Below are 21,238 nucleotides of genomic sequence, written 5' to 3' on the forward strand. Positions count from 1 at the left end.
CGGTATATGGCTGTGCAAGACCTGCTTTCCCAAGATGAAATCGACGCCCTGCTGCATGGTGTCGACGACGGCCTGGTTGAAACCGAGGAAGACGCCGAGCCGGGAAGCGTCAAGCAATATGACCTGACCAGCCAAGACCGTATTGTCCGTGGGCGCATGCCGACGCTTGAGATGATCAATGAGCGTTTTGCCCGCTACACCCGTATCAGCATGTTCAACCTGCTGCGCCGCTCCGCTGATGTGGCGGTGGGCGGCGTGCAGGTCATGAAGTTTGGTGAGTACGTGCACTCGCTGTACGTGCCGACCAGCCTCAACTTGGTGAAAATGAAGCCGCTGCGCGGTACCGGTCTATTTATCCTCGACGCCAAACTGGTGTTCAAATTGGTGGATAACTTCTTTGGCGGCGACGGTCGTCACGCCAAGATCGAGGGGCGTGAATTTACCCCGACCGAATTGCGCGTAGTGCGCATGGTGCTGGATCAGGCCTTTATTGACCTGAAAGAAGCCTGGCATGCGGTGATGGATATCAACTTCGAGTACGTCAATTCGGAAGTCAACCCGGCGCTGGCTAACATCGTCAGCCCCAGTGAAGTGATTGTGGTCTCGACCTTTCATATCGAGCTGGACGGCGGCGGCGGCGACCTGCACATCACCATGCCTTATTCAATGATCGAACCGATTCGCGAGATGCTCGACGCAGGCTTTCAGTCTGATGTGGACGATCAAGATGAGCGTTGGATCAAAGCCCTGCGTGAAGACATTCTCGGCGTTAGCGTGCCGTTGAGCGCCACCGTGGCTAAGCGTCAACTTAAGTTGCGCGACATATTGCACATGCAGCCTGGCGATGTGATCCCTGTCGATCTGCCAGAGCATATTCTGCTGTGCGCTAATGGCGTGCCTTCTTTCAAGGTCAAGTTAGGTGCCCATAAAGGCAACTTGGCGTTGCAGGTGATCGATCCGATCGAGCGCCTGCGCTAACTGTTAAATCCTATTCACGCCAGCCGAGGAAAAACGATGGCAGACGAAAACGAACATGCAGGCGAGGGTGAAGAAGCCAGCTCCCCTGAGGAACAGGCACTTGCTGATGAGTGGGCGGCCGCATTGTCTGAAGCCGGTGATGCCGGCCAGGACGATATTGACGCCATGCTTGCAGCCAGCAACACGGCGCCTGCCGCTCCACGGGCGCCGATGGAGGAGTTCAACAGCGCGCCGAAGATGAGCCTGCCGGTTAATCTGGATGGGCCGAATCTGGATGTGATTCTGGATATCCCGGTATCGATTTCCATGGAAGTGGGTAGCACTGACATCACCATTCGTAACCTACTGCAGCTCAACCAAGGGTCGGTTGTTGAATTGGATCGCCTGGCCGGTGAGCCGCTGGATGTATTGGTTAACGGCACCCTGATTGCGCACGGTGAGGTGGTGGTGGTGAATGAGAAATTTGGCATTCGCCTGACCGACGTGATCAGCCCAAGCGAACGCATCAAGAAGTTGCGTTAAGCATGGCTAGGACTCTTTTGTTGGGCTTGTTCTTGCCATTTGCAGCAACAGCCGCCGAACCAGCAGCGCAAGCGGTTGCACCTCTTACCAGCTCAGGCATGGGCGGGCAATTGCTGCAGCTGTTGTTGGGTTTGTTGCTGGTGATTGGCTTGATTTTTTTGCTGGCTTGGTTAGTGCGCCGAGTGCAGCAGATCGTGCCGCGCGGTGGCCAAGTGATCAATATCGTAGCCACTCAAGCGCTGGGGCCGCGTGATCGGTTGGTACTGGTGCAGGTGGGGAGTGAGCAGGTGCTGCTGGGTCTTACGCCGGGTCGCATCACTTCATTGCATGTGCTCAAAGAGCCCGTGAGCATGCCAACAGCGCAGCCGGCCAGTGGGGAGTTTGCTCAGCGTTTGATGGAGCTGTTGGGCAAAGATCAGAAGGACAAAACGTGATGCTGCGTTTCTTATGGGTATTGATTTTTAGCCTTGGAGCTTCGCTTGCATTCGCGGCAGATCCGCCTTTGGGCAGCACGCTGATTCAGTCGGGTAGCAGCCCGTTATCCATTCCGGCGATCACCCTGAGCACCGATACCGAAGGGCAACAAGAGTATTCGGTCAGCCTGCAGATTCTGCTGATTATGACCGCGCTGAGCTTTATACCCGCGTTCGTTATGCTGATGACCAGCTTTACCCGCATTATCATTGTCTTCTCGATTCTGCGCCAAGCCCTCGGGCTGATGCAGACGCCCTCTAACCAGATATTGGTTGGCATGGCGTTGTTTCTGACTATGTTTATTATGGCCCCGGTGTTCGATCAAATTAACCGCGAGGCGTTGCAGCCCTACTTGAACGAGCAGTTACCCGCGCAGGACGCGCTTCTCAAAGCTGAAGTGCCGATTAAGAACTTTATGCTGTCGCAAACCCGCGAAAGCGACTTAGAGCTGTTCGTGCGCCTGTCCAAGCGCACTGACATTGCATCTCCCGAAGAGGCGCCGTTGACTATTCTGGTGCCGGCATTCGTGACTTCAGAGCTTAAAACCGCTTTTCAAATTGGCTTTATGATCTTTATCCCGTTTCTGATCATCGACATGGTGGTCGCCAGTATTTTGATGGCAATGGGCATGATGATGCTGTCACCTTTGATCATTTCACTGCCGTTCAAAATCATGCTGTTTGTTTTGATTGATGGTTGGGCGTTGATCATGGGCACGCTTGCCGCCAGTTTTGGAGGCACTTAGCCATGACCCCTGAAGTTGCGGTTGATCTGGTGCGAGATGCGTTATGGCTGACCGCGATGATTGTGGCTGTACTGGTCGTGCCCAGCCTTTTGGTGGGTTTGTTGGTGGCGATGTTCCAAGCAGCGACCCAAATCAACGAGCAAACACTTAGTTTCTTACCCAGGTTGCTAGTGATTCTGATCTGCTTGATTGTGCTCGGCCCATGGCTGGTGCGCGAGTTGATGGAGTACACCGAAAATCTGATCATGAATATTCCGATGCTGATCGGCTGACATGCTTGAGTTAAGTAACGAGCAGATCGGCGCTTGGGTGGGTAGCTTCTTGCTGCCGCTATTTCGCATCGCGGCGCTGCTGATGTTTATGCCCATTATCGGCACCCAATTGGTTTCGGCGCGTATACGCCTGTATTTGGCTTTAGCCATTTGCCTGGCAATCATGCCGACCCTGCCGCCGATGCCAGTCATAGATGCGATCAGCATTCAGGCGTTTATCTGGATTGCCCAGGAAATTCTGATCGGGGTGATGCTGGGGTTTGTCCTGCAGTTACTTTTTCAAGTCTTTGCGATCGCCGGGCAGATTGTGGCCATGCAGATGGGCCTAGGATTTGCGTCCATGGTCGATCCCGCTAATGGTATTTCAGTGCCTGTGATCGGGCAGGTCTTTATGATCCTAGTGACCTTACTATTTCTTGCCATGAACGCCCATTTGGTGGTGTTTGAAGTGCTCACTGAAAGCTTTTTCACCTTGCCAGTCGGTGGTGGCTTTCTGGTTGAAAATTACTGGGAAATTGCCAACAAACTGGGTTGGGTCATCGGTGCCGCTTTGCTTTTAGTATTGCCGGCGATTACCGCGCTATTGGTGGTTAACCTGGCATTTGGCGTTATGACCCGCGCCGCGCCGCAGCTAAATATCTTCTCAATCGGTTTTCCGCTGACCTTGGTTTTGGGTTTGGTTATTGTCTGGATTGGCATGGCCGACATCCTCTCCCAGTACCAGCGGTTTGCCACTGAGGCGCTGCAGTTTCTCCGTGAAATGGCAGGAGCCAGATAAGCCGTGGCTGAATCCGAGAGCGGTGCCGAAAAAAGTGAAGAACCCACGGAAAAACGGGTACGTGAATCCCGTGAGAAGGGTGAGACGGCGCGCTCTCAGGAACTCAATACCCTCGCAATTACCTTGGGCGGCTTTGGCGGCCTCCTCGCCTTTGGCGGCAGTATGGGCAATTCCATGCTGGACATCATGCGCAGCAATTTCTCCTTGCCGCGCGAGGTGATTATGGATGAGCGCAGCATGGGCCTTTGGTTAGCAGCGTCCGGGCAGATGGCCTTGGAAGCATTGTTCCCGTTGTTTATTTTGCTGCTTATTGCCTCTATTGTTGGCCCCATTTCCCTGGGGGGTTGGATCTTTTCTACTGAAGCTCTGGCGCCCAAGGCCAGTCGAATGAATCCGCTGGCGGGGTTAAAGCGGATGTTTTCTGTACAAGCGCTGGCTCAGTTGCTCAAAGCCTTTGCCAAATTTGTGCTGATTCTGCTGGTAGGCGTTGCCGTATTGTCAGCCTGGCAGGGCGACTTGCTAGCGATTGTCCATGAGCCGCTTGAGTCGGCCATTCTGCATTCCATGACGGTTGTTGGCTGGAGCGCCCTGTGGATGTCCTGCGGGTTGATTTTGATTGCGGCTGTAGATGTGCCATTCCAGCTCTGGAGCAGCAAGCAGAAGCTGATGATGACCCAGCAGGAAGTGCGCGACGAATACAAGGACAGTGAAGGTAAGCCGGAGGTCAAACAGCGGATTCGCCAGCTGCAGCGGGAAATGGCTGAACGGCGCATGATGCAGTCGGTGCCGGATGCCGATGTGGTCATCACCAACCCGACGCACTTCGCCGTGGCGCTCAAATATGATCCAGCCAAGGGCAGTGCGCCGGTGCTGCTGGCCAAGGGTGGTGACTTTACCGCATTGAAAATTCGCGAAATCGCCAATGAACACAAGGTCATGGTGCTGGAGTCTCCGGCGCTGGCGCGAGCGGTGTTTTACTCCACCGATTTGGATCAGGAAATCCCTGCTGGCCTGTATCTGGCAATTGCTCAGGTACTGGCTTACGTCTACCAACTGCGTCAATACCAAGCAGGCAAGGGCAAGCGTCCCGGCCCTCTCCCCGATATCCCTATCCCGCCTGATTTACGTCGTGACGACTGATTTTCCATGCGCTGCCATCACGTCACTTGCCTGCTGATTACCTGAGCCAGGCAAAGTTGGACAGCTTCTTGCAAAACCCTTCCCGAAGGCGCATCAAGCGTCAAAAGATTGAATGGGTTGGGGTAGTGGTGTGGCAATAGATCGCTCGCAAATGATCGGTGATGTGCGCAGCAACCTGTCAGGGTTGAAGCAGGGCAACCTGGGCATACCGCTCATGCTGCTGGTCATGCTCGGCATGGTCATGTTGCCCATTCCACCGTTTCTTCTCGACGTGCTGTTTACCTTCAGCATTGCTTTGTCGATTGTGGTGCTGTTGGTTGCGATCTATGCGTTGCGCCCCCTAGATTTCGCGGTTTTCCCCACTGTTCTGCTGGCCGCGACCCTGTTGCGCCTGGCGCTCAACGTCGCCTCCACACGCGTGGTTTTGCTCAACGGTCAAGATGGTCATGGCGCCGCGGGTAAGGTTATCCAGTCGTTTGGTGAGGTGGTGATCGGCGGCAACTACGTGGTCGGTATCGTGGTGTTCGCTATTTTGATGATCATCAACTTTGTGGTGGTCACCAAGGGCGCCGGGCGTATTTCCGAGGTGAGTGCGCGTTTCACCCTGGATGCCATGCCCGGCAAGCAAATGGCCATCGACGCTGACTTAAATGCCGGATTGATTGATCAGGTTGAAGCCAAAAAACGCCGCTCGGAAGTCTCTCAAGAAGCGGATTTTTACGGCTCTATGGACGGTGCCAGCAAATTCGTGCGCGGCGATGCGATTGCTGGCCTGCTGATTCTGTTTATTAACCTGATTGGCGGCATTGCCATCGGCATTTTCCAGCATGACCTGCCATTCTCTGAGGCTGGCAAGATTTACACCCTGCTGACCATTGGTGATGGTCTGGTCGCGCAGATTCCTTCACTGCTGCTGTCAACGGCTGCGGCGGTGATGGTGACGCGGGTGTCCAGCTCAGAAGACATGGGCGCGCAGGTTAATCGGCAGATGTTTGCCTCGCCTCGCGCGCTGGCCGTGACCGCTGCGATCATGATCATCATGGGCATGGTCCCCGGCATGCCACATTTCTTCTTTATCAGCTTGGGTCTGGCGGCAGCGGGTGCGGCTTATTGGATTGCTAACAAGCAACGTGTGGTCGCGGAAAGCGAAGTCAAGGAAGTGCAGCGCCAGCAAGACTTGCTGCCGGCGCAGAAGTCTCAAGAGGTCAAAGAGTTAGGTTGGGATGACGTCACGCCAGTGGACATGGTCGGCCTAGAAGTGGGTTATCGGCTGATCCCACTGGTTGACCGCAACCAGGGTGGTCAGTTGCTGGCGCGAATTAAAGGCGTACGCAAGAAGCTGTCCCAAGAGATGGGTTTTTTGATGCCTTCGGTGCACATTCGCGACAACCTCGACCTGCAGCCCAACGCCTACCGATTGACCCTGATGGGCGTCAGCGTGGCCGAGGCAGAGGTGTATCCCGATCGTGAGTTGGCGATCAATCCCGGCCAAGTGTTTGGCCCACTCAATGGCATTGCTGCTAAAGACCCGGCTTTCGGTCTTGAGGCGGTGTGGATCGACCCGAGCCAGCGTGACCAGGCGCAGTCGCTGGGTTACACCGTGGTGGATGCCAGTACCGTGGTTGCCACGCACCTCAACCAAGTGTTGCACAAGCATGCCCACGAGTTGCTTGGCCATGAAGAGGTGCAGCAGTTGATGCAGTTGCTAGCCAAAAGCTCGCCCAAGCTGGCCGAGGAGCTGGTACCTGGCATGATCAGCCTGTCGACCCTGCTCAAGGTCTTGCAGAGTTTGCTGCAAGAGCAGGTGCCGGTGCGTGATATTCGCACCATCGCCGAGGCCATCGCCAATGTGGCAGTGAAGAGTCAAGATCCCGCCGCGATGGTGTCGGCGGTGCGCGTCGCGCTGGCTCGTGCAATCGTGCAAAGCATTGTGGGACTAGAGCTTGAGCTGCCTGTGATCACCTTAGAACCTAGGTTGGAACAGATATTGCTCAACAGTATTCAGAAGGCCGGGCAAGGCTCAGAGGAGGGCATCCTCTTGGAGCCTGGCATGGCTGAGAAGCTGCAGCGATCCCTGGTGGAAGCGGCGCAGCGTCAGGAGATGCTCGGCAAACCAGTGATACTGCTGGTGGCCGGTCCGGTCCGGGCGATGCTCTCGCGATTCGCGCGGCTGGCAGTTCCGAGTATCCATGTGCTGGCATACCAGGAAATTCCGGATAACAAGCAGGTCACCATCGTTGCGACGGTGGGTCAGAACTAACCGAGGTTACAGGCCATGCAGGTCAAACGATTTTTCGCCGCCGATATGCGTACCGCCATGAAGCTGGTGCGTGATGAGCTGGGTGCCGATGCCTCGATCATAGGCAATCGCCGGGTTGCTGGTGGCGTTGAGCTGACGGCAGCATTGGACTACCAAGTGCCCGCTGCGCCATCGCGCCAGCCTAATCCGGCACTGGAAGCCGAATTGCGCAAAACTCAAGCGAAGATCGCCACCGCGCAGGCTGAGCTGACAACCCGTGCTCAGGTTGATGCCGGTAAAGATCGCCAGTTGTTTGGCGCGGTTGCCACTGCGCCCGTTGCTAGCTTTGCTGATGTTTTGCGCCCGGCGCGCGCGTCGACTGCCACAACGGATCAGGGCGCTCTCGATGCCATGCGCTTCGAGCTGCATGGCTTGCGCGAATTAATTGAAGTGCAGTTGGGTTCGATCGCTTGGGGGCAACTGCAAACGCGTCGCCCGCAGCAAGCCAATTTATGGCGTCGACTGCAGCGCATGGGCTTATCTGCCGAGCTGGCAAAAGCTTTACTTGAGCGCATTTCCACTATTTCCGAGCCCCGCCAAGCCTGGCGCATGCTGTTGGCGCATTTGGCTCATGCGATCAAAACACCGAAGCAGGAGCCGATGGAAGACGGCGGTGTTATTGCATTAGTGGGTCCTGCCGGCATGGGTAAAACCACCACCTTAGCCAAGCTCGCCGCACGCTATGTACTTAAATACGGTGCGCAACATATTGCCTTGGTCAGTTTGGACAGCTACCGCATCGGTGCGCAGGAGCAACTGAAAACCTTGGGTCGTATTCTTAATGTGCCCGTCACCTTGGTTGATCCAGGCCAGTCCTTGACTCAAGCCCTTGCCCCGCTGGCGCGTAAGCGGGTGGTGCTGATTGATACAGCGGGTCTCCCGGCTAATGATCCAGCGTTGCGTATGCAACTGGAAACCCTGGCCAGTCGAGGCGTTAATGCAAAAAATTATCTGGTTATGGCCTCTACCAGTCAGAGTCAAGTGCTCAAAGCCGCCTACCATAGTTACAAGCGTTGTGGTTTGAGCGGTTGCATTATCACCAAGGCCGATGAGGCCACCAGCTTGGGTGAGGTTTTAGGTCTGGCTATTAGCCAGCGTCTACCGGTAGCCTACCTAACTGATGGGCCACGTATTCCTGATGATCTGCAGATCCCGCGCAGTCATCAATTGGTCAGCCGAGCCGTTGGGCTGCAGGCGACCCAAGAACCGAGCGAGGATACGATGGCGGAGATGTTTGCCGACCTGTACCAGCAGCCCACACAGCGCGTCAGTTAAGCGCCATGCTGTTAGGTGGGACGGTACTTAACCGATCAAGTGGCTCCAGTCGACGTTAGACAAGGTGTTAGAAATTATGGGTATGCATCCCGTACAGGTGATTGCGGTGACCGGCGGCAAGGGTGGCGTCGGTAAGACCAACGTCTCAGTCAATCTGGCGATAGCTCTGGCTGATCTAGGTCGGCGAGTGATGTTGTTGGACGCCGACCTTGGCTTGGCCAACGTCGACGTGTTGTTGGGGCTGACAGCCAAGCGCACTCTGGAAGATGTGATCAGTGGCGAATGTGATCTGCGCGATGTGTTGTTGCAGGGCCCGGGTGGTATCCGCATTGTCCCGGCGGCCTCAGGTATTCAGAGTATGGTGCAGCTGTCGCCTATGCAGCATGCCGGGTTAATCCAAGCGTTTAGTGATATTAGCGACAACCTGGATGTATTGATCATCGACACAGCTGCTGGAATTGGTGATGGCGTCGTCAGCTTCGTGCGTGCAGCGCAGGAAGTGCTGGTGGTCGTGTGTGATGAGCCAACCTCAATTACCGACGCCTACGCCCTGATTAAATTGCTCAACCGCGACCACGGCATGAATCGCTTTCGCGTTTTAGCCAATATGGCTCACAGCCCGCAAGAAGGTCGTAACCTGTTTGCTAAGCTGACTAAAGTCACAGACCGTTTCCTCGATGTTGCCCTGCAATATGTCGGTGCGGTGCCTTACGATGAGTCCGTGCGCAAGGCGGTACAGAAGCAGCGCGCGGTTTACGAAGCCTTCCCGCGCTCCAAGTGCGCGCTGGCGTTTAAAGCCATCGCGCAAAAAGTTGACGCATGGCCGCTACCCGCTAACCCGCGCGGGCATTTGGAATTTTTCGTTGAGCGTTTGGTGCAACAACCGCTCGCAGACGCGGCCCTATGACAGCAGCCTCTGGACTACGTATGTATAGCAAGGCGCAGGCGCAAGACGCACAGCACCAGTTGATCGAGCGCTACGCGCCTCTGGTCAAACGCATTGCCTATCACCTGCTGGCGCGCTTACCGGCCAATGTGCAGGTTGACGATTTGATTCAAGCCGGGATGATCGGCCTACTTGAAGCTTCAAAAAAATACGATTCCAGCAAAGGAGCCAGTTTCGAGACGTTTGTGGGCATCCGCATACGTGGCTCCATGCTTGACGAGGTGCGCAAAGGTGATTGGGCGCCGCGTTCGGTGCACCGTAATAGCCGCATGGTCAGTGACGCGATTAGGAAAGTTGAGGCCAGAACGGGTCGAGACGCTAAAGATCAAGAGGTTGCGGCCGAACTAGAATTGAGTCTTGAAGATTACTACGGCATTCTTGGCGACACGCTAGGCAGCCGCCTATTCAGCTTCGACGACCTGTTGCAGGACGGCGAGCACGGCGCGATGGATGAGGATGCTGGCAGCAATCACCTTGAACCCTCTCGTGATTTGGAAGATCAACGTTTTCAAGCGGCCCTAGCAGATGCCATTGCTGGCTTGCCAGAGCGCGAGCGCCTAGTGTTAGCACTGTATTACGATGAAGAATTAAATCTAAAAGAGATTGGTGCAGTGTTGGGGGTTAGCGAGTCACGAGTAAGCCAGTTACACAGTCAGTGTGCTGCTCGCTTGCGTGCCCGCCTAGCTGAATGGCGTGCCCGCTGAATTGCACGTTAATGCTCGCCGATTTCACGATTAAAGGCGCACACAGGTCGCTGGGTGCGTTTGGGACTGTACGGAGGTCGACTTGGACAAGAACATGAAAATCCTCATCGTTGATGACTTTTCAACGATGCGACGAATCATTAAGAACCTCTTGCGTGATTTGGGGTTTACCAACACCGCCGAAGCGGATGACGGCGTAACGGCGCTGCCGATGCTGCAAAGCGGCAGTTTTGACTTTTTGGTCACGGACTGGAACATGCCTGGCATGACCGGTATCGACTTGCTGCGCGCTGTGCGTGCGGATGATCGCCTAAAAACGCTGCCGGTACTGATGGTCACGGCAGAAGCCAAGCGCGATCAGATCATCGAGGCCGCCCAAGCGGGTGTTAACGGTTATGTAGTTAAGCCGTTCACTGCTCAGGTACTTAAAGAGAAGATTGAGAAAATCTTCGAGCGCGTCAACGGCTGATGTCTGCCATGAGGGTTCTATGGAACATAATGATTCCGCTCAGGGTGATCTTGAGTCGTCCTTGAAACACAGTGCTCGCCAACTGGTAGACAGCCTTGAACGTGGCAACTTTGGTGAAGCGGTACAGCTGATACATGACCTGAACAAGGCGCGCGACCGTGGCTTGTATCATGAGGTCGGCAAGCTGACCCGAGAGCTGCATAACGCCATCGTCAATTTCCAACTCGACCCTCGTATGCCGCATGCTACCGAGGTTTCACAAATCACCGATGCCACTGAACGTTTGAATTACGTGGTGACGATGACCGAGAAAGCGGCTAATCGCACCATGGACTTGGTCGAGCAAAGTACCCCGCTGGTCAATGGTTTTAGCGATGAAGCGCATAGTTTAAGTGCTGACTGGGGGCGATTTATGCGCCGCGAGATGAGCGCTGACAACTTTCGTGAGTTGGCTAAACGGGTTGAGTCGTTTCTCGATCGCAGCGAGCGTGATGGCGCCAAACTGTCGGCCAATCTGAACGACATCATGCTGGCCCAAGATTTTCAGGACTTAACAGGGCAGGTGATTAAACGCGTCACCCAGTTGGTCACTGAAGTTGAAAGTAACCTGCTGAAACTGGTGCTAATGGCCAGCCAAGTGGATCAGTTTGCCGGCATTGAGCACAACCGCGAGATGCTCCGCGCCGAACAAGAAAAACAAAAAGAACCTTCCCATGGTGAAGGTCCGCAGATTCATGCCGATAAGCGTGAAGACGTCGCATCTAATCAAGATGATGTCGACGACCTGCTTTCCAGTCTGGGATTTTAGGAGCACGTCTTATGAGCTTCGGCGCCGATGAAGAAATCCTTCAGGACTTCCTGGTAGAGGCCGGCGAGATTATTGAACTGTTGTCTGAACAGCTTGTAGAGCTGGAAAGTCGACCCGACGATAAGAATCTGCTAAATGCTATTTTCCGCGGTTTTCATACGGTCAAAGGCGGTGCCGGGTTTCTCCAGCTCAATGAGTTGGTGGAATGCTGTCACATCGCAGAAAACGTCTTCGACATCCTGCGCAAGGGTGAGCGACGCGTCGACTCCGCATTGATGGACGTGGTGCTGGAAGCACTGGATGCCGTCACCAGTATGTTCACTGAGGTACGCGAACGTACCAGCCTGACTCCTGCTACCCCTGAGTTACTAGCCGCTTTGGCGCGTATGGCTGAACCAGGCGGCGCCGATGATAGCGCGTTGCCTGACGCGATTGCAGCACCCGAACCTGAGCCAGTCGCTGACGACATAACTGACACTGAGTTCGAGCAGTTACTCGGCTCCCTGGATAATGTGCAGGCGCCGGCGGCCAGCGCGGCCAGTGGCGATGAAATTACCGATGATGAATTTGAATCGTTGCTCGACCAGCTGCATGGTAAGGGTCAGTTTGTAGCGCCTGAAGTCGTCTCTGCGCCTACAACTCCGGCCCCTGCAACGGCGGGCAGTAACGAAATTACCGATGACGAATTTGAGTCACTACTCGATCAATTGCATGGCAAAGGCCAGTTCGCGGCGCCGGCTGCAGCAGCACCTGTTGCTCCAGCTGCCAGCGTTAAGCCTGCCGAGGCAGCGAGTGGTGATATTACCGATGATGAGTTTGAGGCCTTGCTCGATCAACTTCACGGTAAAGGTAGGTTTGTCGAGCCTGAGGTGATCAAGCCTGTTGCACCCGCACCCGCACCCGCACCCGCACCATCTTCAGCGCCCAAGCCAGCGCAAGCCCCTAAAGCTGTAGCTAAGCCCGCAGCCCCGCCCGAAGCTAAACCTGCACCGGCCAAGCCGCCAGTTTCAGCACCCTCCGCGCCTGTAGCAGAGAAGGCCTCGCCACCCAGCGAAGCAGAAACCACTGTGCGGGTCGACACCGCGCGGCTGGATGAGATCATGAATATGGTCGGTGAGCTGGTATTGGTGCGTAACCGTCTGGTCCGCCTGGGTTCCAGCAGCGGCGATGAAGCCATGTCCAAGGCAGTTTCAAACTTGGATGTGGTTACGGCTGATTTGCAAACGGCGGTAATGAAAACCCGTATGCAGCCGATCAAAAAGGTCTTCGGGCGCTTCCCGCGTCTGGTTCGTGATCTTGCCCGCAACCTTAAAAAAGAGATCAACTTAGAGCTGGTCGGTGAAGAAACCGACCTCGACAAGAACTTGGTAGAGGCGCTAGCCGACCCGCTGGTGCACTTGGTGCGTAACGCGGTCGACCATGGTATTGAAACGCCGGAAGAGCGCGAAGCGTCGGGCAAAGCACGTGGTGGTAAGGTAATCCTCTCCGCCGAGCAGGAAGGTGATCATATTCTCTTGTCGATCTCTGATGACGGTAAGGGCATGGACGCTGACGTACTGCGCGCCAAAGCCGTGGAAAAAGGTCTGTTGGATAAAGACGCTGCCGATCGCCTCAACGAGTTTGAATGTTACAACCTGATTTTTGCGCCGGGGTTCTCGACTAAAACCGAGATTTCAGATGTATCTGGCCGTGGTGTGGGCATGGATGTGGTGAAAACCAAGATCTCCCAGCTCAATGGCACCGTTAACGTGTTTTCGGTTAAGGGCCAGGGTTCGAAGATCGTCATTAAAGTGCCGTTGACGCTGGCGATCATGCCAACGCTGATGGTCATGTTGGCAAATCAAGCGTTTGCCTTCCCGCTGGTTAACGTCAATGAAATCTTCCACCTCGACCTGTCGCGCACCAACGTCGTCGACGGCCAAGAAGTGGTGATCGTACGTGACAAAGCCTTGCCGTTGTTTTACCTCAAGCGTTGGTTGATCGGTAATGCCGCTCACGTTGAGCAAGGGGAAGGTCATGTGGTGATTCTGACTGTCGGCAGCCAGCGTATCGGCTTTGTGGTTGATCAATTGGTTGGCCAGGAAGAGGTGGTGATTAAGCCTTTGGGCAAAATGCTGCAGGGCACTCCAGGTATGTCAGGTGCGACCATTACCGGTGATGGACGTATTGCCTTGATTCTTGACGTGCCGAGCATGCTCAAACGTTACGCACGGCGCATCTGATTGTTAGCGGCGCAGGTTTCTGTCGCGTCGTTTAGGAGTGTTTATGGTGGTTAAGGTGTTGGTGGTCGATGACTCCGGTTTTTTTCGTCGACGGGTGTCGGAAATTCTTTCAGCCGATCCGAATATTCAGGTGATTGGCACAGCCACTAACGGCCGCGAAGCCATTGAGCAGGCGCAAGCGCTTAAACCTGATGTGATTACCATGGATTATGAGATGCCGATGATGGATGGCATCACGGCTGTGCGTAATATCATGCAGCGCTGCCCAACGCCGGTATTGATGTTCTCTTCGCTGACCCACGAAGGCGCGCGAGTCACGCTGGATGCGCTGGAAGCGGGTGCAGTTGATTTTCTGCCGAAAAATTTTGAGGATATTTCGCGAAATCCTGAGCGAGTTAAGCAGCTGCTCTGCGAAAAAATTCATACCATTGCCCGCAGTAATCGACGCAGCCTTAGCCCGCCAACCATTGCAACGCCTGCCTCACAAGCTAAGCCGGCGGTGCGTGCTGCACCCGCGCCCGCGGCGCAGCTTCGTCCTGCTGTCGCCTCCGCGCCTACGGCTTCTAGCGCAGCGCCCAAGCGTAAGTCTTATAAGCTAGTGGCAATTGGTACCTCAACGGGCGGGCCGGTCGCGTTGCAACGTGTGTTGACTCAATTGCCGGCTAATTTTCCGTCCCCCATCGTGCTGATCCAGCACATGCCTGCCGCCTTTACTAAGGCATTTGCTGAGCGTCTCGATAAGTTGTGCCGCATCAATGTCAAAGAGGCTGAAGACGGTGATGTACTGCGTCCGGGGCTTGCACTGCTCGCGCCTGGCGGCAAGCAGATGATGGTCGATGCTCGCGGCGTGGTGAAAATCCTGCCTGGCGATGAACGCTTGAACTACAAACCCTGCGTCGATATCACCTTTGGTTCGGTCGCCAAATCTTATGCGGATAAAGTGCTAGCGGTCGTGCTGACAGGCATGGGCGCTGATGGCCGTGAAGGTGCGCGTCTGCTCAAGCAGTGCGGCAGCCAAGTATGGGCTCAGGATGAAGCCAGTTGCGTGATTTATGGCATGCCCATGGCCATCGTCAAAGCCAACTTAGCCGATGCAATCTACCCGCTGGACGATATCGGCAGGCACTTGGCGGAGACCTGTATTTAATGGATGTGCTGAGCCTTATTGGGGTCATTTTGGCGTTTGTTGCCATCCTCGGCGGCAATTACCTTGAGGGTGGCCATGTCGGCGCGTTACTCAATGGGCCAGCGGCACTAATTGTCATTGGTGGCACGCTCGGCGCAGCTTTTCTTCAGGCGCCTGTGCACTCATTTAAGCGGGCTCTGGCCATTGTCAGCTGGATTTTTTTTCCACCTCGGATAGACCTTGTAGGTGGCATTAATCGCGTAGTCGGCTGGAGTATGACCGCGCGCAAGGAGGGTTTGTTGGGCCTTGAGGCGGTGGCTGATGTCGAGGCAGACCCCTATGCGCGTAAAGGCTTGCAGCTTTTGGTCGACGGCGCTGAGCCTGAGGCCATTCGCAGCATTCTTGAAGTCGACCTGTACAACCAAGAAGGGCGAGACATTCAGGCTGCCAAGGTGTTTGAAAGTATGGGCGGTTACGCTCCAACCATTGGCATTATCGGTGCCGTTATGGGGCTGATTCATGTGATGGGCAATCTGGCTGATCCGAGCATGCTCGGCAGCGGGATTGCCGTCGCATTCGTGGCCACCATCTATGGCGTAGGTTTCGCTAACCTGCTGTTGTTACCTATTGGTAGCAAACTCAAGGCCATAGCCCAGCGTCAGTCGCGTTATCGTGAGATGTTGCTCGAAGGCATCCTGTCGATTGCCGAGGGTGAAAACCCGCGCTCCATCGAATTAAAGCTGCAAGGCTTTATGGATTGATGGGGACACGTTATGGCCCGCAGGCGTCACCAAGAAGAGCATGAAAACCACGAGCGTTGGCTGGTCTCTTATGCAGATTTCATCACCCTGCTGTTTGCGTTTTTTGTGGTGATGTATTCGATCTCGTCGATCAATGAAGGCAAGTACAAAATCCTTTCAGACAGCCTGACTGGCGTGTTCAACCAACCTGACCGTGCGATCAAACCAATACCTGTGGGCGATGAGCGCCCGCGTACCACCGAGCCGGACCGTTCGCTGGTGGATGAGGAAAGCACCCTGTCGGCTGCCGACTCACTGGAAAGTATCGCCAACAGCGTGCGTGAGGCTTTTAGCGATTTAATTCAGTCCAATCAGCTCAAGGTGAGTGGCAATGAGTTATGGATTGAGATTGAGCTCAGCTCCAGTTTGCTGTTCACCAGCGGCGATGCAGTCCCTAATAACGCTGCGTTCGATATTATCGAGAAGGTCGCCAAAATTCTGGCACCTTATGAGAACCCGGTCCATGTTGAGGGCTTTACCGATAATCTGCCGATTCAGACCGCGCAATTCCCCACTAACTGGGAGCTTTCTACCGCGAGGGCTGCGAGTATCGTGCGAATGTTGGCCATGGATGGCGTTAAGCCAAGTCGTCTGGCTGCTGTGGGTTATGGCGAGTTTCAACCCGTCGCTGATAACGCCACATTGGAAGGACGTGGGCGTAACCGTCGAGTGGTGTTGGTGATCTCGCGTAATCTAGATGTGCGCCGCAGTGTGAGTGGTGTGGGCAGTGCCAATGCCAAACCCGATGCAGCCTTGCAGCGGGCTGGCACGCAACCTGCAAAAGCTCCGCCAGCGCCGGCCCCGCAAACGGGTGCCGTCAAACCCCCGTCGCCGGCCCCATAAGGTGGCCCCGTTCTCGGTCAGGTGTATAGCTGACTCGAGAGGATGATAACGATGAGAGTCTGGGCAGTAGCCAATCAAAAAGGTGGAGTCGGTAAGACCACCACATCAATCGCCTTGGCAGGCCTGCTGGCCGATGCTGGCAAGCGCGTAGTGGTGGTTGACCTCGATCCTCACGGCTCAATGACCAGTTATTTCGGGCACGACCCGGATAGCTTGGAACACAGCAGCTTTGACCTTTTCCAACATAAAGGCAGCGTGCCGCAAGGCTTGCCCCAGCAATTGCTCTTGCCAACCAGCCATGAGCGTATTTCATTGCTGCCTTCCAGTACTGCACTGGCCACCCTTGAGCGCCAATCACCTGGGCAGAGTGGCCTGGGTTTAGTGATTGCCAAGAGCCTGGCGCAGCTCTGGCAAGAGTTTGATTACGCGTTGATCGACAGTCCGCCCTTGCTCGGCGTGTTGATGGTTAATGCGCTAGCAGCCAGTCAGCAGTTGGTGATACCGGTGCAAACCGAGTTTCTCGCTGTCAAAGGGCTTGAGCGCATGGTTAATACCTTGGCAATGATCAACCGTTCGCGGCAACAAGCGTTGCCCTATACCATCGTGCCGACTCTGTTTGACCGCCGCACGCAGGCCTCAATGAGCACCTTGCGGCAACTGCGTAACAGTTACCTTGAGCATCTATGGCCGGCTTACATTCCGGTTGATACGCGCTTGCGCGATGCCAGTCGGGCGGGGCTTGCGCCGTCGCAATTTGACAACAACAGCCGCGGCGTAATGGCCTACCGGGCGTTGCTCAAACACTTGCTGTCACAGCAGCTTGCCGCCCAGGTCGCCTGAAATGAACGACTATGCTGAAGAGATAGGCTCAAGTCTGCCGCCAGCGCGGCCGATAGCCTGTACAGATCGTTACTACAGGTTTTATTCATGAGTCGTCCGCTTCTCACTGCCACACATCCGCAACTGGCTTTGCAGTCCTATCTGGACGGCTTACTGCAGGAGGCTGCGCTCGAATTTGCTGACAGCCTCTCGTTGGATGAGTTTGAGGCGGCGGTGCTTGAGGAGCAGGTGCGTGACGCTCGGGCTATGCCTGAAGCGCAAGCGGCCGCCACAAAGCCTTTTGCTGAACTGAGTGCGCGGCCCCTTGTATTGCCCGCGATCGAGTTGGTAACGCCCGCAATCGAATTGCGTGTCGAAGCGCCGCAGCAGGTAGTTGAGAGCGCAGTTGTGATTGAGACTGCGCCAGCTCCTGCCCAAATGCTGTTGGTGCCTGAGCCGATGCTGCATGGGCGGCCAGAGTGGGCGCAAGGACCTTTCGAGTGCCTATTATTCGACGTGGCGGGGTTGACTCTGGCGGTTCCGTTGGTGTGCTTGGGCTCGATTTACCCCTTGGAAGGCCAAGAGCTCACGCCATTATTTGGCCAGCCAGACTGGTTTCTCGGCATACTGCCCTGCCAGGCGGGCAACCTGAAGGTGCTGGATACTGCACGCTGGGTGATGCCTGATCGTTACCGCGATGATTTTCGCCAAGGCTTACAGTTTGTGATTTCTATTCAGGGCTACGAGTGGGGTTTGGCGGTGCATCATGTTAGCCGCTCGATTCGCCTAGACCCCAGCGAAGTGAAATGGCGCAGCCAGCGCACGCAGCGGCCGTGGTTGGCGGGCACGGTGATCGAACACATGTGCGCGCTGTTGGATATCGCATCCCTGGCTGAATTGATTGCGAGTGGTGCAGCCAAGCGTATGGTGGCTAAACAGCCGCATTGAATAACCGCGGGCTGTGCGAGGTGCGCAGCTTTGCAACTATAGTAACGACAGCGGGGCACACACCCGCGATTGCCGCCGCGAGCGGTTTATGACGAGGCTAGGGACATGAAGAAAAGTTCGGCACAAGGTTCAGACGATCCGATCCTGCAATGGGTGACCTTCCGTTTAGACAACGAAACCTATGGCATCAATGTTATGCAGGTGCAGGAAGTCTTGCGCTATACCGAGATTGCCCCTGTGCCGGGTGCCCCGAGCTATGTGCTGGGCATCATTAACCTGCGCGGCAATGTGGTCACCGTGATCGACACGCGTCAGCGCTTCGGTCTGGATTCCACTGAGGTTACCGATAACACCCGTATTGTGATTATCGAGGCGGACAAGCAAGTGGTCGGCATTCTGGTCGACAGCGTGGCTGAGGTGGTTTATCTGCGCCAATCCGAAGTGGAAACCGCACCGAACGTCGGCAACGACGAATCCGCTAAGTTTATCCAAGGCGTGTGCAACAAGAACGGCGAGTTGCTGATTCTGGTTGAGCTAGACAAGATGATGAGCGAAGAAGAGTGGTCCGATCTGGAGAGCTTCTAAGTTATGCCCGACGCGCTGCTGATCACGCTAGCCCTGGTTTGTCTGGGGTTAGTAGGCGCGTGCGTATGGCTTTCCCGGCAGCTGCGCGACGCGGTTAAGCTGCAGGGCGAGCGTGACGCGGTGCGTGATCGGCGGCTCAAGGAGCTCAGCCGGCGGCTGGATGCCTATCTGACTGGCAGCGTGCAGATGGGCGAAGAGTTGCATGAGTTGCGGCGTGTGGTTGCACCATTGCCAGACAAGCTCAGTCAGATTGAGCAGCGTGACCCCAGCAGTCTGTCGTTCACTCAAGCCGCGCGTCTGGCTGGTATGGGTGCCAGTGTCGATGATCTGACCCAGTCCTGCGGCCTGAGCAAAGCGGAGGCTGAATTGGTCAGTAAAATGCAGCAGGCTAAGCTGCAGCGCTCGTGATTCGGCCCCACCCTAATGCGTCGGGCCTTCAAGTAGGCGCAGCGGCGGCGTGATATCTGTGTCGCGCTGACTGCCGGCCGGCGCTTTATCCTTCAGGTACCAAGCAAACGCGATGATTTCTGCGATGCAGCGATACAGCTGTTCCGGTATCGCATCTCCTAGCTCCAAGCGTGCCAGCAAGCTGACCAGTTCGGCGTTCTCATAGATCGGCACTTCATACTCGCGGGCAATGGCCAGAATGGCTTCGGCTAACTCAGCATCGCCTTTGGCGCTGAGTGTTGGCGCGCTCTTGCCGTCGTAGGTCAAGGCGATAGCTTGACGTGGCGCGGTTTTTTTCATGCGGTTTCATCCACCCAGCGTTGTTCCAAGGTTGTGCGCGGGCCACGCGGTGGCATGCCCTGGCTGCATGCCAACTCGCCGACCTGAACGCCAGCAGCGTTTAAGCGCTGGCGCAAATTATCCAGTTCTGCATCAATCAGGTTGACTGTGCTGCTCTGCTCGGCCCAGAGCTGGCTGGACAGGCGACCCTGAGCCAGTTGCGCCAGTACCTGCAGGGGTCCGAGAGGGTCAAGGTCGAATGCCAGCTCGATCTTCCACAGCGTTTCTTTTTTCTCTGCCTTGTTTTGCGGGTTGTTTTCGTCGCGTTGGATTTTCACTTGCAGAGGCACCAACTCTTGCTGGTTGCGCATGGGCAGCTCAAGTTGCCAGGTGGTGAGCAGGTTACCCTCCGGGCCGACCTGGCTCTGCGCCAAGCTGGAGAGTTGATGGGTTTGCAGGCGTGAGAGGGCGGCCGCGGCAAGTTTCAGCAGGGTTTCCAGGTCAGCCTCACCTTCCATGTCCTGAAGTAGGCGTGAAGGCAGGGGGAAGTTCAGTGCTTGCTGGCGCAGGCTGGCTTTACCCAAACTACCGAGCAGATCGCGGGCCAAGGCTGGCATAGCTTGGGCCATAGCCGAGCTTGCATTGGCGCCAGCCAGTGGCGCGCCGAGTGCCAGATTGGGCAACAATTGGGTAATCAAGCGCAGCAGGTTAGCCTTAAGATCAGTCGGCAGTGCTTGGCCCTGGCCTCCCAGAAGTTTGCTTTCGAGCAAGATACCGCTGTTCTCCAGCGCCATGGCCAGACCTTTAGACGTGCTCAGTTGAGCCGCGTCGGGCAGGGAGCCGAACAGTTTGTCGATGCTAGTGCGCAGCCCTTCACTCATGTCTGCGTTGCCGCGCAAGCCCTGCAACGCACTGAACAATCCTTCCAGTGAGCCTTGGCGATTACTTTGAGTACCGAGCTGCTGGTTCAGCGCCAGTTGATCCAGACGGCCGCTTAACGGTAGAAAGTTTAGGGCCTGACTACCTTGCACCTGAGCGCTAAGCAAGCTGCCCAGAGGCAGCTGCAGTGGGCTTTCTAGGGATAGCGTGCTGCCCGCCAGCGGCGTGTTGAGCAGGGTGACCAGTATTTTGTAAAAGACCTGTTGCGAGCGGCCTTGCAGCAGCGATTCACGGCTGATCACCTTGCCTTGCAGCAGGGTGCCAACGGGCAGTTGTTTGAGGTCCAAGCTGGTCAGTGCCTTGTCACCGCCTGCCAGTACGGCGAGGGCTAGGCGGGTTTCTGACAGGGCTGTTACGGTAAGCGCTGTACCTTGGGCTAAGGGCCTTGAACTACTGGCTTCAAGGGTTGTTTGGCGGCCATTAGCCAGCGTCAGTTTGAGCAGCAGTTGGAAGCTCTGCGCGACTTCTTTGAGCGCAATGACCTCAGCCTTAGCCGTTTCACCGCTGGCTAGCAGGCCCTGCATGGGCTGCAACAGTTTCACTGCCAAGTCAGCAGCTACGGCGCTGGGACGGCTGCTGGGGGGCGAAGGGGGGAGGGGGCGTGAGCTGCTGATTTCGCTCATTAATGGGTTACACCCTGTCGAAAATGCCCACTGCGGAAGGCGGGGCCTGGCATGTATAATCGCGCCCCGTCTGGGCCGGCTGCGCATCTTACTTGCGACAGTATAGCGGCCAAGACTCTGCCGACTTGAGCCGCTTTTGCTATCCATTTTAGGTAACGATGCCTTGACCAGTCCTCTTCTCGAAGCCGTGGAGCTCG

At 55.8% G+C, this 21,238-nt stretch carries 23 protein-coding genes; 21 read left to right on the top strand and 2 right to left on the bottom strand.

Annotated features, from left to right (window positions below; translation table 11 throughout):
• Positions 1 to 6 precede the first annotated feature (6 nt).
• The 21 genes from fliM to WF513_RS05830 all read left to right on the top strand — a co-directional run bounded on the left by fliM (position 7) and on the right by WF513_RS05830 (position 19,161).
• Positions 7 to 978 (top strand): flagellar motor switch protein FliM, encoded by a 972-nt coding sequence (fliM, locus tag WF513_RS05730; protein WP_339082301.1) that lies wholly within the window; start codon positions 7 to 9, stop codon positions 976 to 978.
• Between the two features lie 36 nt (positions 979 to 1,014).
• Entirely contained in the window at positions 1,015 to 1,500 is a 486-nt protein-coding gene (gene fliN, locus WF513_RS05735; protein WP_339082302.1) for a flagellar motor switch protein FliN, read from the top strand.
• Between the two features lie 2 nt (positions 1,501 to 1,502).
• On the top strand, positions 1,503 to 1,934 hold the full coding sequence (fliO, locus tag WF513_RS05740; protein ID WP_339082304.1) for a flagellar biosynthetic protein FliO: 432 nt from the start codon (positions 1,503 to 1,505) through the stop codon (positions 1,932 to 1,934).
• The gene (gene fliP, locus WF513_RS05745; RefSeq protein WP_339082306.1) at positions 1,934 to 2,719 is read left to right on the top strand and encodes a flagellar type III secretion system pore protein FliP; all 786 of its coding nucleotides are present in this window, start codon (positions 1,934 to 1,936) and stop codon (positions 2,717 to 2,719) included. The genes fliO and fliP overlap by 1 nt, the downstream gene beginning before the upstream one ends.
• A 2-nt stretch (positions 2,720 to 2,721) precedes the next feature.
• The gene (fliQ, locus tag WF513_RS05750) at positions 2,722 to 2,991 is read left to right on the top strand and encodes a flagellar biosynthesis protein FliQ (protein ID WP_339082308.1); all 270 of its coding nucleotides are present in this window, start codon (positions 2,722 to 2,724) and stop codon (positions 2,989 to 2,991) included.
• Position 2,992: 1 nt separating this feature from the next.
• Entirely contained in the window at positions 2,993 to 3,769 is a 777-nt protein-coding gene (gene fliR, locus WF513_RS05755) for a flagellar biosynthetic protein FliR (protein WP_339082310.1), read from the top strand.
• 3 nt (positions 3,770 to 3,772) lie between these two features.
• Complete coding sequence (gene flhB, locus WF513_RS05760) at positions 3,773 to 4,909, top strand: flagellar biosynthesis protein FlhB (RefSeq protein ID WP_339082312.1); 1,137 nt, start codon at positions 3,773 to 3,775, stop codon at positions 4,907 to 4,909.
• Between the two features lie 136 nt (positions 4,910 to 5,045).
• A complete protein-coding gene (gene flhA / locus WF513_RS05765) occupies positions 5,046 to 7,169 on the top strand; it encodes a flagellar biosynthesis protein FlhA (protein ID WP_339083428.1) in 2,124 nt (707 codons plus the stop codon).
• A 15-nt stretch (positions 7,170 to 7,184) separates the two neighbouring features.
• Positions 7,185 to 8,483, top strand: coding sequence for a flagellar biosynthesis protein FlhF (gene flhF, locus WF513_RS05770; protein ID WP_339082314.1), 1,299 nt, complete (start codon positions 7,185 to 7,187; stop codon positions 8,481 to 8,483).
• A 76-nt stretch (positions 8,484 to 8,559) separates the two neighbouring features.
• Positions 8,560 to 9,390 carry a flagellar synthesis regulator FleN gene (gene fleN / locus WF513_RS05775; RefSeq protein ID WP_339082316.1) on the top strand — a complete coding sequence of 277 codons (831 nt, stop codon included), beginning with the start codon at positions 8,560 to 8,562 and terminating at the stop codon, positions 9,388 to 9,390.
• Positions 9,387 to 10,133, top strand: a complete 747-nt coding sequence (fliA, locus tag WF513_RS05780) for an RNA polymerase sigma factor FliA (RefSeq protein WP_339082318.1) — start codon at positions 9,387 to 9,389, stop codon at positions 10,131 to 10,133. The genes fleN and fliA overlap by 4 nt, the downstream gene beginning before the upstream one ends.
• A gap of 94 nt (positions 10,134 to 10,227) precedes the next feature.
• On the top strand, positions 10,228 to 10,602 hold the full coding sequence (locus WF513_RS05785) for a chemotaxis response regulator CheY (RefSeq protein WP_090254048.1): 375 nt from the start codon (positions 10,228 to 10,230) through the stop codon (positions 10,600 to 10,602).
• 19 nt (positions 10,603 to 10,621) lie between these two features.
• On the top strand, positions 10,622 to 11,410 hold the full coding sequence (locus WF513_RS05790; protein ID WP_339082322.1) for a protein phosphatase CheZ: 789 nt from the start codon (positions 10,622 to 10,624) through the stop codon (positions 11,408 to 11,410).
• Positions 11,411 to 11,421: 11 nt separating this feature from the next.
• Positions 11,422 to 13,632 (top strand): chemotaxis protein CheA, encoded by a 2,211-nt coding sequence (locus WF513_RS05795; RefSeq protein ID WP_339082324.1) that lies wholly within the window; start codon positions 11,422 to 11,424, stop codon positions 13,630 to 13,632.
• Positions 13,633 to 13,675: 43 nt separating this feature from the next.
• A complete protein-coding gene (locus WF513_RS05800; protein WP_339082326.1) occupies positions 13,676 to 14,779 on the top strand; it encodes a chemotaxis response regulator protein-glutamate methylesterase in 1,104 nt (367 codons plus the stop codon).
• Positions 14,779 to 15,519: a flagellar motor protein gene (locus tag WF513_RS05805; protein ID WP_339082328.1), complete on the top strand. Its 741-nt coding sequence runs from the start codon at positions 14,779 to 14,781 to the stop codon at positions 15,517 to 15,519. Before WF513_RS05800 ends, WF513_RS05805 begins: the two co-directional genes overlap by 1 nt.
• Before the next feature lie 12 nt (positions 15,520 to 15,531).
• On the top strand, positions 15,532 to 16,401 hold the full coding sequence (gene motD, locus WF513_RS05810; protein ID WP_339082330.1) for a flagellar motor protein MotD: 870 nt from the start codon (positions 15,532 to 15,534) through the stop codon (positions 16,399 to 16,401).
• Positions 16,402 to 16,452: 51 nt separating this feature from the next.
• Positions 16,453 to 17,241, top strand: coding sequence for a ParA family protein (locus WF513_RS05815; protein ID WP_339082331.1), 789 nt, complete (start codon positions 16,453 to 16,455; stop codon positions 17,239 to 17,241).
• Positions 17,242 to 17,328: 87 nt separating this feature from the next.
• Positions 17,329 to 18,168, top strand: coding sequence for a CheW domain-containing protein (locus WF513_RS05820; RefSeq protein ID WP_339082333.1), 840 nt, complete (start codon positions 17,329 to 17,331; stop codon positions 18,166 to 18,168).
• A gap of 105 nt (positions 18,169 to 18,273) precedes the next feature.
• Complete coding sequence (locus WF513_RS05825; protein ID WP_339082335.1) at positions 18,274 to 18,753, top strand: chemotaxis protein CheW; 480 nt, start codon at positions 18,274 to 18,276, stop codon at positions 18,751 to 18,753.
• 3 nt (positions 18,754 to 18,756) lie between these two features.
• Positions 18,757 to 19,161 carry a DUF2802 domain-containing protein gene (locus WF513_RS05830; RefSeq protein WP_339082337.1) on the top strand — a complete coding sequence of 135 codons (405 nt, stop codon included), beginning with the start codon at positions 18,757 to 18,759 and terminating at the stop codon, positions 19,159 to 19,161.
• A gap of 12 nt (positions 19,162 to 19,173) precedes the next feature.
• Here the strand turns inward: WF513_RS05830 and WF513_RS05835 are convergent, their stop codons facing one another.
• Both WF513_RS05835 and WF513_RS05840 read right to left on the bottom strand, forming a co-directional pair.
• Positions 19,174 to 19,500: an EscU/YscU/HrcU family type III secretion system export apparatus switch protein gene (locus tag WF513_RS05835; RefSeq protein WP_339082339.1), complete on the bottom strand. Its 327-nt coding sequence runs from the start codon at positions 19,498 to 19,500 to the stop codon at positions 19,174 to 19,176.
• Positions 19,497 to 21,041, bottom strand: a complete 1,545-nt coding sequence (locus WF513_RS05840) for a flagellar hook-length control protein FliK (RefSeq protein WP_339082341.1) — start codon at positions 21,039 to 21,041, stop codon at positions 19,497 to 19,499. Before WF513_RS05840 ends, WF513_RS05835 begins: the two co-directional genes overlap by 4 nt.
• Positions 21,042 to 21,238: the final 197 nt, after the last annotated feature.

This window comes from Pseudomonas sp. TMP9 (assembly GCF_037943105.1).
Classification (GTDB): Bacteria; Pseudomonadota; Gammaproteobacteria; order Pseudomonadales; family Pseudomonadaceae; genus Aquipseudomonas.